Below are 14702 nucleotides of genomic sequence, written 5' to 3' on the forward strand. Positions count from 1 at the left end.
CCTAGCCGTGTCACCCAGCACACTAAGCTATGTTAACGGTTTGCCCCTGCCACCCACAGAACGTCGCCACCGGCCGATTGGTTCACCGCACGCGACGCGACGAACAGGAAATCGGACAAGCGATTGATATAGGCCAGGGCTTGCGGGTTCGCGGCCGGTCCCATCGCGACCACCGAGCGCTCCGCGCGCCGCACGATCGCGCGCGCGAGATGCAGCGCCGCCGCCGCGCCGCCGGGCAGTACGAAACTGGTCAGCGGCGGCACGTTCGCGTTCAGCGCGTCGATCTCCGCCTCCAGCCGCGCGACCTGCGCCGGCACGATCCGCAACACCATCTCGCTGGGGCTGAAATCCTCGCCCGGCGTCGCCAGATCGGCGCCAAGGTCGAACAGGTCGTTCTGTATCCGCGTCAGCGCCACGCGCACGTCCGCGTCCGCCAGGGCGGCAATCGCCACGCCGATCGCGCTGTTCGCCTCGTCGACGTCGCCCATCGCCTGCAACCGCGCGTCGGCCTTCGACACGCGACTGCCGTCGACCAGCCCGGTCTCGCCCGTGTCCCCCGTGCGCGTGTAGATGCGGTTGAGCTTGACCAAGTCTCAGGTACGCCCGGCCGCCGCGAGCAGCAGCACGCACACCAGGATCGCCGCCGCCTGGAACATGATGCGCTGCTGCATCATCCGGTTCGACTTGAGCTGTCCCGCGGTCGGTCCCTCGCCCTCGTCGCGCACTTGCGCCGATTGCTCCTGAAGAAAGGAGATGATGCCGCGGACCAGCGCGACCACCGTGGCGAGCATCGCCGCGACGAGCAGGATGACGAGAAAGGTGTTCATGCCCCCAATCTAGGTACGGAACGCGCCTTTTGGAAGCTGACCGCGCCGCAAATCGTCCGCCAGCGCGCGCCCGTCCACGCCGCCTTCGCGCAGGCTCGCCAGCGTCGGCGCGCCGTGCCGCTTCGCCAGCCGCTCGCCGTCCGGCCCCGCGAGCAACTCATGGTGATGATAACGCGGCGTCGGCAGATCGAGCAGCGCCTGCAGCAGCCGGTGGACGTGCGTCGCTTCGAACAGGTCGCGCCCGCGCACCACGTCGGTGACGCCTTGCGCCGCATCGTCGATCGTCACCGCCAGATGATAGCTCGCCGGTGCATCCTTGCGCGCCAGCACCACATCGCCCTGTTCCTCGGGCACCGCGCGCACGCGCTTGCCCGCATCACGCCACTCGAGCGGCCCCGCGTGTGCCACCGCCGCCGTCATGTCGAGCCGCCAGCAATGCGGCTCGTCCATCCGGTCGCGCGCGTCCACGCCGCGGCACGTGCCGGGATAGACCGCGGTCGCCCCGTGCGGCGCGCTCATCGCCTCCGCAATCTCCGCGCGCGTGCAGAAACATGGGTAGAGCAGCCCTTCCGCGCGTAGTAGCGCCAGCGCCGCCGCATACACCTCCAGCCGCTCTGACTGGAACACCACCGGCCCGTCCCACGTCAGCCCCAGCCACGCGAGGTCCGTCATGATCGTCTCGACATGCTCGGGCCGGCTGCGCGTGCCGTCGATGTCCTCGATCCTGAGCAGGAACGAGCCGCCCCGGCCTCGCGCCAGATCATGCGCGCGGATCGCGGAAAAGGCATGGCCCAGATGCAGCCGCCCGGTCGGCGACGGCGCGAAGCGGGAGGTGATCATCGCGCCACCCATGTGCGCGCGCGAACCCCGCCGCTCAACCCCGCCGCTCGGGGCATCACGCCTGCGCGAAGAACTTCGTCCCCACCACGCCGACGATGATCAGCGCGATGAACCCCACCTGCACCATGTTCAGCTTCTCCCCGAACAGGATCACGCCGAAGATCGTGACCCCGACCGCGCCCAACCCGGTCCATACCGCGTAGGCCGTTCCCGCCGGCAGCCCGCGCATCGCCATCGCCAGCAGCCCCATGTTGACGAAACTCAGCGTCACCGGCACCGCCGACGCCGTCCAGCTCCCCTGCACCGCCGCCCATTTGAGGCTCAGCGCCCAGATGATCTCGGTCACCACCGCCACGCCCAGAATGACCCACGCCATCGGGTTTTCTCCACTCACGGGCTCGTTGAAAAGCGCACAACCGCCGGAAACCCGAAAGAGGCGCTGCGCACGATGCCGCCGGTTATGGCCTGGGCGCGCGATTGTCCACGATTGCCGTTGGTCGCTGGTCCAAGACTGTCTGCAACCCGCGTGACTAAAGCCCGCGTCGCACGTTAGGACGCGCGCATGACCGATCATACCGACACCCCGACCCCGCCAGTCGCGCCGACGCGCCCGCACGAATTCACCACCCACGGCATCACGATCAGCGATCCCTGGGCGTGGCTCAAGGACCCGAACTACCCCGAGGTGAACGACCCCGACGTGCTCGCCTATCTCGAGGCCGAGAACGCCTATTTCGAGGCGCAGATGGCGCCGCACCGGGCACTCACCGACCGGCTCTATGAAGAGATGAAGGCGCGCATCAAGGAAGACGACGCCTCCGTCCCGCAGAAGGACGGCGATTATCTCTACTGGGCCGCGTTCGAGACCGGCGGCCAATATCGCAAATGGTGGCGCCGCCCGGTCGGCAGCGCTGCCGACGGCTCCGCCGACGAGCTGATCCTCGACGAGCCCGCGCTCGCCGAAGGACACGAATATTTCCGCCTTGGCGGCTTCTCGATCTCGAACGACGCGACGAAGCTCGCCTATGCGATCGACGACAATGGCTCCGAACGCTTCACCGTCCGCGTCAAGGATCTGACCACCGGCGAGCTGCTGCCCGACGTGATCGAGGGGATGCTGTCCGACATCGTCTGGATCGCCGACGATTCGGGCTTCCTCTACGGCCTCGCCAACAAGGAATGGCGCACCGACAATGCGCGCTTCCACCGCCTGGGCGACGATCCGGCGAACGACGTCGAGCTGTTCCACGAGGATGACGAGGGCTACCGCGTCGCGGTCGGCGAGACGAGCGACCGCCGCTGGATCGTGATCGGCACCGGCGACCATGTGACGAGCGAGGTCCGCCTGCTCCCCGCCGACGATCCCTTCGCCGCGCCGATCCTGGTCGCCCCGCGCCAGACCGGGCGCGAATATGACGTCGACACCCACGGCGACACCTTGTTCATCCACACCAACGACACCGACCCGATGTGGCGGCTCGTCACCGCGCCGATCTCGGCGCCGGGCAGCTGGACCGAACTGATCGCGCCCTCGCCGCATTTCTACATGACCGGGGTCGAGTGTTTCGCCGACTTCTTCATCGTCGAAGGCCGCGAGGACGGGCTCGATCAGATCTGGGTCCACGCCTACGACGGGTCCGAGCCGAAGCGGATCACCTTTCCCGAGGCCAGCTACACCGCGGGCACCGGCGACAATCCCGAATACGACCAGCGCGTGATCCGGCTCGGCTACGAATCGATGGTCACGCCGGGCACCGTGTACGATTACGACGTCGACACGGGCGAGCTCACCACGCTCAAGGTGCAGGAAATCCCCTCGGGCTACGATGCCGATCGTTACGCGACCGAGCGGCTCCACATCACCGCGCGTGATGGCACGCAAGTACCCGTCTCGATCGTGTACCCGCGCGATTTCCCGCGCGACGGCAGCCGCCCATTGTTCCTCTACGCCTACGGCGCCTACGGCCACGCGATCCCGCCCGGCTTCTCGACCGGGCGTCTCTCGCTGCTCGACCGCGGCTTTGCCTACGCGATCGCGCACATCCGCGGCGGCGACGATCTCGGCCAGCAATGGTATCACGACGGAAAACTCGACAAGCGCGAGAACACCTTCAACGATTTCGTCGATGTCGCGCGCGGACTGATCGCGGACGGCTGGACCAGCGAGGGCCGCATCGCGGTCGCGGGCCGCTCGGCGGGCGGCGAGCTGATGGGCGCGATCGTCAACTCCGACCCCGAACTCTGGGGCGCGGTGATCGCCGACGTGCCGTTCGTCGACGTGCTCAACACCATGCTCGACGAGTCGCTGCCGCTGACGCCGGGCGAATGGCCTGAATGGGGCAACCCGATCGAGGACAAGGCGGCGTTCGAGCTGATCCGCGGCTACAGCCCCTATGACAACGTCCGCGCGCAGGCCTATCCGCCGCTGTTCATCTCGGGCGGGTTGAACGACCCGCGCGTGACCTATTGGGAGCCCGTCAAATGGGCGGCGAAGCTGCGCGCGACCAAGACCGACGACAATGTCCTGCTGCTGAAAACCAACATGGGCGCGGGTCACGGCGGCAAGTCGGGGCGGTTCGAGAGCCTGCGCGAGGCCGCGGAAGAACACGCCTTCGTGCTGTGGCAATTGGGCGTCGAAGCCTAGTCCATGTCGATCGAGTCGCTGGTCGCAGAGTACGGGCTCGCCGCCCTGTTCGCCGGTGCCGCGCTGGAGGGCGAGGCGGCGGTGATCGCGGGCGGCCTCCTCGCGCACCAGGGGCTCCTGTCGCTGCCGGGCGCGGCGGCGGCGGCGGCGGCGGGGTCATTCCTCGCCGATCAGGGCTGGTTCGCGTTCGGGCGGCACTTCCGCGACCAGCGCTGGGTCGCCAAACTGCGCGCCACCGCAGCCTTCGCGCGCGCGCAGGAACAGCTCGAGCGTCACCCGCGCAGCTTCATCTTCGTGTTCCGCTTCCTCTACGGCCTGCGCACCGTCAGCCCGATCGCGGTCGGCACGACCAACATCTCGCAGCGGCAGTTCTTCGTCATCAACCTGGTCGCGGCGATCATCTGGGCGGTGATCTTCACCGGCATCGGCTACGTGTTCGGCGACGCGGTGGAGGAATTCGTCGGACGCCTGCGCCACGACGCGCGGCTGTGGTGGATCGTCGGCGGCGTCGTGGCCGCGGGTCTGATCGTGGCGGCGATCCATTGGTGGCGGGGGAGAAGCCGGGCATGACCTTTCAACAGCAATTCACCGCGCAGGACGCCGACATCGACGAACTCGGCCACGTCAACAATGCGGTCTGGGTGCGCTGGATCCAGGAGCTCGCAGTCGCGCATTGGCACGCGGTCGCCCCGGCCGAGCACCAGGACGCCTATGTCTGGGTCGTGACGCGGCACGAGATCGACTATCGCGGCAATGTCGGCGTGGGCGAGCAGGTCACCGGCGAGACCTGGGTGCCCGAGCCCCCGCGCGGCGCGCGCTTCGATCGGCACGTCCGCTTCGTCGGCAGCGACGACCGGGTGCGCGTCGAAGCGGTGACGACCTGGGCGATGGTCGACCGCGCGACCGGCCGGCTGGTGCGCATCCGCGCGGACGTCGCCGCCCCGTTCCTGGATGGGACAGGAGGTCAGACGTTGTAAGCAACGCCGTTGGCGGGATGTCGCGCGCGGGCGTATCACGATCACACGAGAGGGGGAGCGCTCACCGTGATCATGATGATCGTCAATCTGCTGGTCTGGGCGCTGCTCGCATCATGGGCGGTGCAACTCGCCGCGGCGGCCAGCACCGCCATGTTCCTCTATGTACGCGGCAAGGTCGCACCCGCCGCGCTCGCGCCGGTGCGTGCGGGCACGACGGACATGACGCATCCTGGCTGACGCGGATCGCGACCGCTTCCGGAACTACCGCTTGAGCTGATCCGACGGCGCGCGCGCGACATCGTGTCGCGGCGGTCAGTGTATCGTCCCGCGCGGCGGCGGTACGCGGCGGATCGCGCGGACCAGCGCGGGCGCGGCATCCGCGTCGACCAGCATCGCCGCGGTGGCGGTCGCGTCCGCCTCGCGCCCCTCGATCACCAGGCGCCACAATCCCAGCAGCACCGCCTCGATCTCCTCTACCCGCGGATGGCACGGGCGCTGAAACGACAGCGTGTCGGACGAGCAGCGATCGAGCAGATGCATCGCCGCGTCGAACGACGATCCACCGTCGATGAACCGCCCCGCCACCGCCCGCTTCGGCTCACCCGCGAGCGTCAGCGAATGCACCCAGGCGCGCATGGCATCCAGCGTCAGCCGGTCAGGGGTGCGCAGGTCGTCGACCTTGCGGTCCATGAGATCGTACATGCGTTGAAGAGCCGCCACGTTCGATGAGAATGGTTCTCATTATAACGTTGGCGGCGGCGGGTCAACAATCGGCGAACGCAGGTTCTGGTCAGCACCGCGCACCGACGCGCGGCACGGTGCGCGATCTAACCACCTACGCCACGCAGACACGACAACGCCGCCCACGCACAGGCGCGAGCGGCGTCGTTGCGATCAGGGTGTGATGATCAGGCGTTCGCCGGCTCGAAATGCCCGCACCAGTCGCTCGCCTCGACCTTGGGCCACACGCCGGCCGCGTCACCGCTCGGCTGGCTGATCGGCGGATTGTAGCGGCACAATCCCAGCGACTCGCCCGAGGCTTCGGTGTCGAAGAACTTGCACTTGGCGCAGGCCGCGCCGTCGATGGTGGTGAGGGCCATGATCTTTTCTCCGGTCTGGCTGGACGATCAGCACGCGTCCGTCTGGATAACTCAACTTGAGTAACGCCGCGCGGTTCCGGAAAACAAGACAAATCAGCCGTTGCGATTCACTCTCACACAATTGTGCGAACGACTATCAAGAACATCTTGTCACATCGATGATGTTACCCAGCCATCATCAGCACTTGTCGCCGATGTGACTCGACCCTTTGCTTGTTCACGACCGTGTGATCATTGATAGTCATTTGCATGAAGGCGCGCGACATGGCGGTCGCGGGTGCATGGTCGCGCGCAGCCTCCAGCAGCGCGATCACCGCGTCGTACAGCGTGGCGCGGTCAACCCGGCCGCGCTCAGTCACGTCGGCGCGCGCGATCCGCGCCAGCGCGAGCGCGTCGGGGCCGTAGCGCGACACATGGCGCGACGCGAGCACCCGTGCCTCTCCCCGCGTCCGGCACGCGATCTCGAACAAATCGAACGACATAGAAGTCAGCTAACCCGCCCGCGCGCGAACGGTTTCCGTGTTAACCACCTTTACGCGGCTTGCCCTTGAGACTCGGGCGCGACCGCGCCTGCGCCGGCTCCAGCCCAGATCACGCCTGACGCGCGTGGAACAGCTTTCCTTCTTCCACCACCAGCACGACCACCAGCACCGCTGCGCCGATGCACAGGTAACCGATCGCGAGCGGCAGCGTCGTGCCGTTGTACGATTGCCCGATCAGCGACCCGACGATCACCGCGCCGACGCTGGTGATGAACCCCTGGATCGACGAGGCCGTGCCCGCGATGTGCCCGACCGGCTCCATCGCCATTGCGCCGAAATTGGACCCGCACAGCCCGATGCACGTCATGCTGAGCGCTTGAAAGATCATGTAGCTCGCCAGCGTCTCGACCCCGCTCAGGATCACCGCGATGTGCGCCACCGACAGCGCGATCAGCCCCAGCACCGCGGCCTGCGAGATCAACCGCGTGCCCAGCCGCTCGACCAGGCGGCTGTTGGCGAACGACGCCACCCCCATCGCGAACGCGCAGGCGGCGAACAGATAGGTGAAGCGGTCGCCCATGCCGAACTCTTCGACGAAGATTTGCTGCGCCGAGGACACGAACGCGATGATGCCGCCGAACGTCATCGACGCCGCCACCGCATAGCCGGCGGAGAAGCGGTTGGTCAGCGTCTCGCGGTACGCGTGCGCCAGCGTGGGCAGCGACAGCGCGCGCCGCCGCTCGACCGCCAGCGACTCGGCCAGCCGCACGAACGACCAGGCGAGCACGAACGCCGCAAAGGCCGCCAGCGCGTAGAAGATGTACCGCCACGGACCCAGCGTCGACAGCAGCAACTGCCCCAGTGTCGGCGCCATGATCGGGACCAGGAAGAAGATCATCTGCGCGACCGACAGCGTGCGCGCCATCTGCCGGCCGTGGAAGCGGTCGCGTACGATCGCGACCGCGAGGACGCGCGTCGAGGCGGACATCAATCCTTGCAGCACGCGCGCGCCCAGCAGCGCGGCAAAGGTCGGCGACCCGGCCGCGAACACGCTCGCCGCGACGAAGCCGGCGAGCGTCACCAGTAGCACCGGCTTGCGTCCGAAGCGATCGGCGAGCGGCCCGTAGACGAGCTGCCCGACGCCGAACCCCAGCATGTACGCGGTGATGATCCACTGCCGGTGGTTGGCGGTGGTGACGCCCAGTTGCTGCCCGATGTCGGCGAGCGCGGGCAGCATCAGGTCGACGCCCAGCGCGTTGACCGCCATCAGCGCCGCGACAAAGGCGACGAACTCGCGCGGATGCATGTCGGAACGGGGGGCGGAAGGTAGCGGCCGGGTCATCGCCCGCGCGTCTAGGCCGATGCGCCGCGCGATGCCACCGTTGTCAGCAACACTGCCACATCCGCGGCGAGTGCCCCCGCTGTCGTGCCCCGATGTGACACGTCGCGCGTCACCGGCTGAATTGTTTCCTTGTATTGCTGCGCGCATTGCGTGACACTCGACCCGGCCCGGCAACCCTTTGCTTCGGGTGCTACGGGGGACGCTCCACGTCTGCGCATGATCCGTGCACGGACGTGGAGCCGTCTCCTTGCCATCTTTTATCCACCTTCGCCGTGTATCACTCCGAATCGGGGCGCAACCGCGTCCCACGGACAGCAGGTCGCCCCGCTATGTCGTTGTCGGCGCAGCGGGGCGACTTGGTCGCTCACCCACGCAGGCGGACGCGCCCGCTCAGCACCGGGCGCAGCACCAGCGCGTTCAGGTCGATGAAGACGTGCAGCCCGACCGCGACCCACAGGCTGGCGGTCAGCAGGTACGCATAAGCGAGCAGCGCGCCGACCAGCATCGTCGCCACCACCCCCACCCGGCCCTGATACCGATGCGCCGCGCCGAACAACAGCGTCGCCGCCGCGAACCCGATCAGCGGCGATCCCGTCACCGCCGTCACCAGCAGCGGCACGAGCAGGCGAAAGAACAATTCCTCGCTCATCCCCGCGACCAGCGACAGCAGCACGCCCCAGCCGAGCTCACCGCGCGCGCGCGGCAGCACCGCGCCGATCCGCCCGACCTGCAACCGCCGTCGCAGCAGCCGCGACGCGACGCCGCCGATCACCGCCCCGCCCAGGATCGCGCCGGCGAGCAGCAGCGCGGTCTCACCCGCCAGCGGCAACGCGCCCGTCACCTGCCGCAGCGGCTGAAAGGCATCGGGCAGCGTTCGCAGCGTGTCGAGCCGACCCGCCACCGCCAGCAACGCGATCGATGTCGCGCCGAACAGTATCGCGATGCGCGACGCCGCGCGCGTGAAGTAACGCGCCCGCCCGCTCGGCCAGTGCGGCGGCGGGAACCCCACCTCGCCCCCGCGCGCGAAATGGGCGAACGCCGCCAGCGCGAGCGCGAGCAACACGGCCGCGAACACCTGCGTCATCGCGGTGCCACCGTCCCGCGCGCCCGCGCGCGCGTCGTCAGCGCTCCAGCCGGTGCTCGCCCTTGACCCAGCGCACCGTCCCCGACGAGGCGCGCATCACCACGCTCTCGGTGGTCATCACCTTGCCGCGCCGCTTGACGCCCGCGAGCAGCGATCCGTCGGTCACCCCGGTCGCGGCAAAGATGCAGTCGCCCTTCGCCAGATCGGTCAGGTCATATTGCCGGTCGAGGTCGGTCACGCCCCATTTCGCCGCGCGCGCGCGCTCGTCGTCGTTGCGGAACAGCAGCCGCCCCTTGAACTGCCCGCCGACGCAGCGCAGCGCCGCCGCCGCCAGCACGCCCTCGGGCGCGCCGCCCGACCCCATATAGACGTCGATCGTCGTCTCGGGATCGGTGGTCGCGATCACGCCCGCGACATCGCCGTCGCCGATCAGCACGATGCCGCAGCCGATCCCGCGCAGTTCGGCGATCAGCGCCTCGTGGCGCGGCCGGTCGAGCACGCAGGCGATGACCTCGCTGGGCTTGACGCCCTTCGCCGCCGCGATCGCCTCGATGTTCTCGGTTGGCGTGCGATCAAGGTCGATCACGCCGTCGGGCAGTCCGGGGCCGACCGCCAGTTTGTCCATGTACACGTCGGGCGCGTTGAGCAGCCCGCCGCCCTCCGCGATCGCCAGCACCGCCAGGCTGTTCGGCCCCGACTTGGCGCAGATCGTCGTGCCTTCCAGCGGATCGAGCGCGATGTCGATCGCGGGGCCGGTACCGCTGCCGACCTTTTCGCCGATGAACAGCATCGGCGCCTCGTCGCGCTCGCCCTCGCCGATCACCACCGTGCCGTCCATGTCGAGCTCGTTCAAGGCAGCGCGCATCGCCTCGACCGCGGCGGCATCGGCCGCCTTCTCATCGCCCCGGCCCGTCAGCGTCGACGCGGCGATCGCGGCGGCCTCGGTCACGCGCACCATTTCGAGCACGAGCACACGGTCGAGAACCTTGGAGGCGGTGGTCGTCATCGCTGCATTCCCCTCGACGATGCCGCAGCACCGATGTTTAACGCGTTAAACGAGCCTTACCGCCCCGGCTACAAAGGTTCAATCCCGCAGCAGCTCGTTGATCCCGGTCTTCTCGCGCGTCTGCGCATCGACGCGCTTGACGATCACCGCGCAATAAAGGTTCGGCCCCTGCCCGGTGGACGACGGCGCCGAGCCCGCGACCACCACTGAGTAAGGCGGCACCTCGCCGTAGAAGGTTTCGCCGGTCGCGCGGTCGATGATGCGGGTCGACTTGCCCAGATACACCCCCATCGACAGCACCGCGCCCTCGCCGACGCGCACGCCCTCCGCGACCTCCGACCGCGCGCCGATGAACGCGCCGTCGCCGATGATGACCGGATCGGCCTGCAGCGGTTCCAGCACGCCGCCGATCCCGACCCCGCCCGACAGGTGAACGTTGCGCCCGATCTGCGCGCAGCTTCCGACCGTCGCCCAGGTGTCGACCATCGTCCCCTCGCCGACATAGGCGCCGATGTTGACGAAGCTCGGCATCAGGATCGCGCCGCGGCCGACGAAGGCCCCGCGTCGCACCACGCTGCCCGGTACCGCGCGGAAACCCGCGGTGCGGAACTGCTCCTCGCTCCAGCCGGAGAATTTCGACGGCACCTTGTCGAACCAGTGGCCCTGACCCGGTCCGTTGTCGATCAGCGCATTGTCGTTCAGGCGGAAGCTCAGCAGCACGGCCTTCTTCAACCATTGGTTGACGCGCCAGCCGTCACCATCCGGCTCGGCGACGCGCGCGGTGCCGGCGTCGAGCTGTGCCAGCGCCTCGTTCACCGCCTCGCGCACCTCGCCGGTGGTGGTCAAACCGATCTCGGCGCGGTTCTCCCAAGCATCGTCAATAATCTGCGCGAGGTCGGTCCTCGGGTCGGTCATAGGTTCTCCGTGATCTGGTTGAGCCATTGGGTCACATCGGTGACGCGGATGTCGACATAGCTGCGGTCGGCGTCGTGATCCTGCTCGCTGCCGTTGTCGACCCACACCGTCGTCATGCCGATCGCCTTGGCGGGTTTCAGGTTGCGCGCCATGTCCTCGACGAACAGCGCGGTGGTCGGGTCGATGTCGAACGCGGCGCAGATGCCCGCGTATGCTGCCGGAGCGGGCTTGGGCACCAAGTCCATCGCGTGAATGTCGTGGACGCCCACGAAACTCTCCCCCAGCCCCAGCCGGTCGAGCACCTTCAGCGCATAAGGCTTGTCGCCGTTGGTGAAGACGATCTTGCGTCCGGGCAGCTTGGCGAGCGCGGCCGCCATCGGCGCATTCGCCTCCAACACGTCCATCTCGATATCGTGGACGTAGGACAGGAACGCCGCCGGATCGACCTCGTGCTCCGCCATCAACCCGGCGAGCGTCGTGCCGTGGCCAAGGAAATAAGCCTTTTGCACGCGGTGCGCCTCGGCCAGATCGAGCGACAGCAGGTCGGCGATGAACGCGGTCATGCGCCGGTCGATCAACGCGAACAGATTGGCCGACGCGGGGTAGAGCGTGTTGTCGAGATCGAACAACCACGTGTCGATATGGGCGAGTTCGGGCGGCATCGCCGCGCGCTCTACTGCGCTTCGTGCCCGCGTTGAAGCCCGCGCCCCACCGAAAAGCTGGCACGTCGAAAAGCTGGGCTGTGCGCACACCAAGCTCACCTGTCTGGCGCGACACCGGCGGCGACCCCATCTTTGTCTCATGACCCTATATTCGCTCCTCGATCTCGTCCCCGTCGTCGAAGGCGGCACCGTGTCGCAGTCGCTGGCGAACGCCGCCGATCTCGCGCGCCACGCCGAAACGCTCGGCTTCAATCGCTACTGGGTGGCCGAACACCACGGGATGAAGGGGATCGCCTCGGCCGCGACCGCGGTCGTCATCGCGCACGTCGCGGGCGCGACCAAACACATCCGCGTCGGCGCGGGCGGCATCATGCTCCCTAACTCGGCGCCGCTGCAGATCGCCGAACAGTTCGGCACGCTCGACGCGCTCTACCCCGGCCGCATCGACCTCGGGCTCGGGCGCGCGCCCGGCAGCGACCAGCGCGTCGCGCATGCGCTGCGCCGCAATCTCGCCAGCGATGCCAATCAGTTCCCCAACGACGTGGTCGAACTCCAGAGCTATTTCGCCGACGACGGCCGCACCGGCATCTCCGCGACGCCGGGCGCGGGCGCGAAGCCCGAGATGTGGATCCTCGGCTCCAGCACCTTCGGCGCGCAGCTCGCCGCGATCCTGGGGCTCCCCTACGCCTTTGCCTCGCACTTCGCCCCCGACGCGCTCGATGCCGCACTCGCGATCTACCGTCGCGATTTCCGGCCCTCGGCACAGCTCGCGCGGCCCTACGCGATGGCCGGGTTCAACGTCTTCGCCGCCGACACGCACGACGAGGCCGAATTCCTCGCCAGCTCGCAGCAGCAATCGTTCATCGCGCTGCGCACCGGCACGCCCGGGCTGATGAAGCCCCCGGTCGCGAACTACCGCGCCAGCCTTCCGCCCGCCCACGCCGCGATGCTCGACAACGTCCTGTCCTGCTCCGCGATCGGCACCCGCGACGAGGTCGCGCGCGGCATCGCCGCCTTTGTCCGGCGTACGCAAGTCGACGAGGTCATGCTGACCAGCGCGATCTACGACCACCACGCGCGCAAGCATTCGCTCACCCTCACCGCCGACGCGATGGCGGAGGTGAAGCAGGCCGCCTGACCGACCGGGAGGGCATTGCCCTCCCGCGCCAGCGCGGTTACGCCCGCCCGCATGACGCAGGTCGGCATCATCATGGGCTCGACGTCCGACTGGGACACGATGAGCCACGCGGCCGAGACGCTCGACGCACTCGGCATCACGCACGAGGTCCGCGTCGTCTCCGCGCACCGCACCCCGCAGCGGCTCTACGATTACGCGACCGGCGTCGCGGATCGCGGGTTGAAGGTCATCATCGCAGGGGCCGGTGGCGCGGCGCACCTGCCCGGCATGGCGGCATCGATGACGCACCTGCCCGTGCTCGGCGTGCCCGTCGAATCAAAGGCGCTGAAGGGCATGGATAGCCTGATGTCGATCGTGCAGATGCCCGGCGGCATTCCGGTCGGCACGCTCGCGATCGGCCGCGCGGGTGCGATCAACGCCGCCCTGCTCGCCGCCGCGATCCTCGCGCTCGCCGACGACGCGCTGTCGCTCCGCCTCCAGGCCTGGCGCGCGGCGCAGACCGCGGGCGTCGCCGAAGCTCCCTGACCCTTTCCGCAAACGGAACGTACCATGCCGCTCGCCCAGCTCGACCGTCCGCTCGCCCCCGGCGGCACCATCGGCATCCTGGGCGGCGGGCAATTGGGGCGCATGATTGCGGTCGCCGCCGCGCAGCTCGGCTACCGCACCCACGTCCTCGCCCCCGACCGCGAGAGCGTCGCCGCGCAGACCGCTTCCAGCCTGACGCGCGCCGATTACCACAACAAGGTCGTGCTCGCCGATTTTGCCGCGCAGTGCGACGTCGTCACCTACGAGTTCGAGAATATCGCGGTCGCCCCCGTCGAGTGGCTGGCCGAGCGCGTGCCCGTCTATCCGCCGCCCAAGAGCCTCGCCGTCGCGCAGGACCGCGTGCGCGAGAAGCGCTTCGTGGAGGAGGTCGGCGGCCGCCCCGCGCGCTGGCAGGCGGTCAACTCGCGCGAGGAGCTCGACGCCGCACTCGCGCGCATCGGCACGCCCGCGGTGCTCAAGACGACGCGCTTCGGCTATGACGGGAAAGGCCAGACGCGGATCAACGACGCCGCCGAGGCCGACGCCGCGTGGGAGGCGATCGGCGGCCCCGCGATCCTCGAAGCGTTCGTCACCTTCACCCACGAATTCTCGATCCTGCTGGTGCGCGGCACTGACGGCACGATCACCAGCTACCCGCCGCCGTGGAACGAGCACCGCGACGCGATCCTCCACCGCTCGACGGTTCCCGCGCCAGCCGAGATCGCGCAGCAATGGACCGAGGCGGCGGCGCTCACCGGCCGCATTGCCGACGCGCTGGGTCACGTGGGCGTGCTCACCTGCGAATATTTCGCCGGTGCCGACGGCCCTGTGTTCAACGAAATGGCGCCCCGCGTCCACAATTCGGGCCATTGGACGATCGAGGGCGCGGAAACCTCGCAATTCGCCAACCACGTCCGCGCGATCTGCGGCCTGCCGCTCGGCGACACCGCGCTGACCGCGCCCGCGGTGGTGATGGAAAATCTGATCGGCGACGAGTGGCAGCGCTGGAGCGATCTGGTCGCGGCGCCGCGCACCCACCTGCACCTCTACGGCAAGCGCGAGGCAAGGCCGGGGCGCAAGATGGGGCACGTCACCCGGCTGGAGCGTTGAGGGCGTTCGCCACGCATGAAGCGAACTCACGCCTTTCCCCATCTCCCCCC

At 68.5% G+C, this 14702-nt stretch carries 19 protein-coding genes; 7 read left to right on the forward strand and 12 right to left on the reverse strand.

All coding sequences use genetic code 11. The features are described 5' to 3' along the window. Window positions 1-32: 32 nt before the first annotated feature. Genes Q0579_RS15740 through Q0579_RS15755 form a run of 4 tightly spaced genes read right to left on the reverse strand, consistent with a single transcriptional unit; the run spans window position 33 to window position 2043 of the window. On the reverse strand, window positions 33-590 hold the full coding sequence (locus Q0579_RS15740; RefSeq protein ID WP_298814054.1) for a cob(I)yrinic acid a,c-diamide adenosyltransferase: 558 nt from the start codon (window positions 588-590) through the stop codon (window positions 33-35). Between the two features lie 3 nt (window positions 591-593). Beyond that, entirely contained in the window at window positions 594-827 is a 234-nt protein-coding gene (locus Q0579_RS15745) for a twin transmembrane helix small protein (protein ID WP_298814056.1), read from the reverse strand. Between the two features lie 9 nt (window positions 828-836). Further along, entirely contained in the window at window positions 837-1667 is an 831-nt protein-coding gene (gene gluQRS, locus Q0579_RS15750; protein ID WP_298814058.1) for a tRNA glutamyl-Q(34) synthetase GluQRS, read from the reverse strand. 55 nt (window positions 1668-1722) lie between these two features. Next, window positions 1723-2043: a multidrug efflux SMR transporter gene (locus Q0579_RS15755; protein WP_298814060.1), complete on the reverse strand. Its 321-nt coding sequence runs from the start codon at window positions 2041-2043 to the stop codon at window positions 1723-1725. Between the two features lie 186 nt (window positions 2044-2229). On the opposite strand from Q0579_RS15755, the gene Q0579_RS15760 reads away from it, so the two are divergent. From Q0579_RS15760 to Q0579_RS15775, 4 genes are all read left to right on the forward strand, one after another. Further along, window positions 2230-4311, forward strand: coding sequence for a S9 family peptidase (locus Q0579_RS15760; protein ID WP_298814062.1), 2082 nt, complete (start codon window positions 2230-2232; stop codon window positions 4309-4311). Window positions 4312-4314: 3 nt separating this feature from the next. Continuing rightward, window positions 4315-4881 (forward strand): DedA family protein, encoded by a 567-nt coding sequence (locus Q0579_RS15765; RefSeq protein WP_298814063.1) that lies wholly within the window; start codon window positions 4315-4317, stop codon window positions 4879-4881. Beyond that, window positions 4878-5288, forward strand: coding sequence for an acyl-CoA thioesterase (locus Q0579_RS15770; RefSeq protein WP_298814064.1), 411 nt, complete (start codon window positions 4878-4880; stop codon window positions 5286-5288). Before Q0579_RS15765 ends, Q0579_RS15770 begins: the two co-directional genes overlap by 4 nt. 66 nt (window positions 5289-5354) lie before the next feature. Continuing rightward, window positions 5355-5525, forward strand: coding sequence for a hypothetical protein (locus Q0579_RS15775; protein ID WP_298814065.1), 171 nt, complete (start codon window positions 5355-5357; stop codon window positions 5523-5525). 75 nt (window positions 5526-5600) lie between these two features. On the opposite strand, the gene Q0579_RS15780 is transcribed toward Q0579_RS15775, so the two are convergent. The 8 genes from Q0579_RS15780 to Q0579_RS15815 all read right to left on the reverse strand — a co-directional run bounded on the left by Q0579_RS15780 (window position 5601) and on the right by Q0579_RS15815 (window position 11879). Next, window positions 5601-5990 carry a hypothetical protein gene (locus tag Q0579_RS15780; RefSeq protein ID WP_298814067.1) on the reverse strand — a complete coding sequence of 130 codons (390 nt, stop codon included), beginning with the start codon at window positions 5988-5990 and terminating at the stop codon, window positions 5601-5603. A 206-nt stretch (window positions 5991-6196) separates the two neighbouring features. Continuing rightward, complete coding sequence (locus tag Q0579_RS15785; protein WP_298814069.1) at window positions 6197-6388, reverse strand: hypothetical protein; 192 nt, start codon at window positions 6386-6388, stop codon at window positions 6197-6199. Window positions 6389-6552: 164 nt separating this feature from the next. Continuing rightward, entirely contained in the window at window positions 6553-6858 is a 306-nt protein-coding gene (locus tag Q0579_RS15790; RefSeq protein ID WP_298814070.1) for a hypothetical protein, read from the reverse strand. Window positions 6859-6979: 121 nt separating this feature from the next. Beyond that, on the reverse strand, window positions 6980-8176 hold the full coding sequence (locus tag Q0579_RS15795; RefSeq protein ID WP_298814149.1) for a multidrug effflux MFS transporter: 1197 nt from the start codon (window positions 8174-8176) through the stop codon (window positions 6980-6982). Window positions 8177-8576: 400 nt separating this feature from the next. Next, window positions 8577-9296, reverse strand: a complete 720-nt coding sequence (locus tag Q0579_RS15800) for a CPBP family intramembrane glutamic endopeptidase (RefSeq protein ID WP_298814072.1) — start codon at window positions 9294-9296, stop codon at window positions 8577-8579. 37 nt (window positions 9297-9333) lie between these two features. Further along, window positions 9334-10302 carry a class II fructose-bisphosphatase gene (glpX, locus tag Q0579_RS15805; RefSeq protein WP_298814074.1) on the reverse strand — a complete coding sequence of 323 codons (969 nt, stop codon included), beginning with the start codon at window positions 10300-10302 and terminating at the stop codon, window positions 9334-9336. Between the two features lie 78 nt (window positions 10303-10380). Then, window positions 10381-11217 carry a 2,3,4,5-tetrahydropyridine-2,6-dicarboxylate N-succinyltransferase gene (gene dapD / locus Q0579_RS15810; RefSeq protein ID WP_298814076.1) on the reverse strand — a complete coding sequence of 279 codons (837 nt, stop codon included), beginning with the start codon at window positions 11215-11217 and terminating at the stop codon, window positions 10381-10383. Next, a complete protein-coding gene (locus Q0579_RS15815) occupies window positions 11214-11879 on the reverse strand; it encodes a pyrimidine 5'-nucleotidase (RefSeq protein ID WP_298814078.1) in 666 nt (221 codons plus the stop codon). Before Q0579_RS15815 ends, dapD begins: the two co-directional genes overlap by 4 nt. A 139-nt stretch (window positions 11880-12018) precedes the next feature. Here Q0579_RS15815 and Q0579_RS15820 point away from each other — a divergent pair, with 139 nt between their 5' ends. From Q0579_RS15820 to Q0579_RS15830, 3 genes are read left to right on the forward strand one after another with little or no spacing between them, the layout of a single operon-like run. After that, a complete protein-coding gene (locus Q0579_RS15820; protein WP_298814080.1) occupies window positions 12019-13017 on the forward strand; it encodes an LLM class flavin-dependent oxidoreductase in 999 nt (332 codons plus the stop codon). A gap of 51 nt (window positions 13018-13068) precedes the next feature. Then, window positions 13069-13542: a 5-(carboxyamino)imidazole ribonucleotide mutase gene (gene purE / locus Q0579_RS15825; protein WP_298814082.1), complete on the forward strand. Its 474-nt coding sequence runs from the start codon at window positions 13069-13071 to the stop codon at window positions 13540-13542. Window positions 13543-13566: 24 nt separating this feature from the next. Further along, complete coding sequence (locus Q0579_RS15830; RefSeq protein ID WP_298814084.1) at window positions 13567-14652, forward strand: 5-(carboxyamino)imidazole ribonucleotide synthase; 1086 nt, start codon at window positions 13567-13569, stop codon at window positions 14650-14652. Window positions 14653-14702: the final 50 nt, after the last annotated feature.

The organism is uncultured Sphingomonas sp. (assembly GCF_936927845.1).
In the GTDB taxonomy this organism is placed as follows: domain Bacteria; phylum Pseudomonadota; class Alphaproteobacteria; order Sphingomonadales; family Sphingomonadaceae; genus Sphingomonas.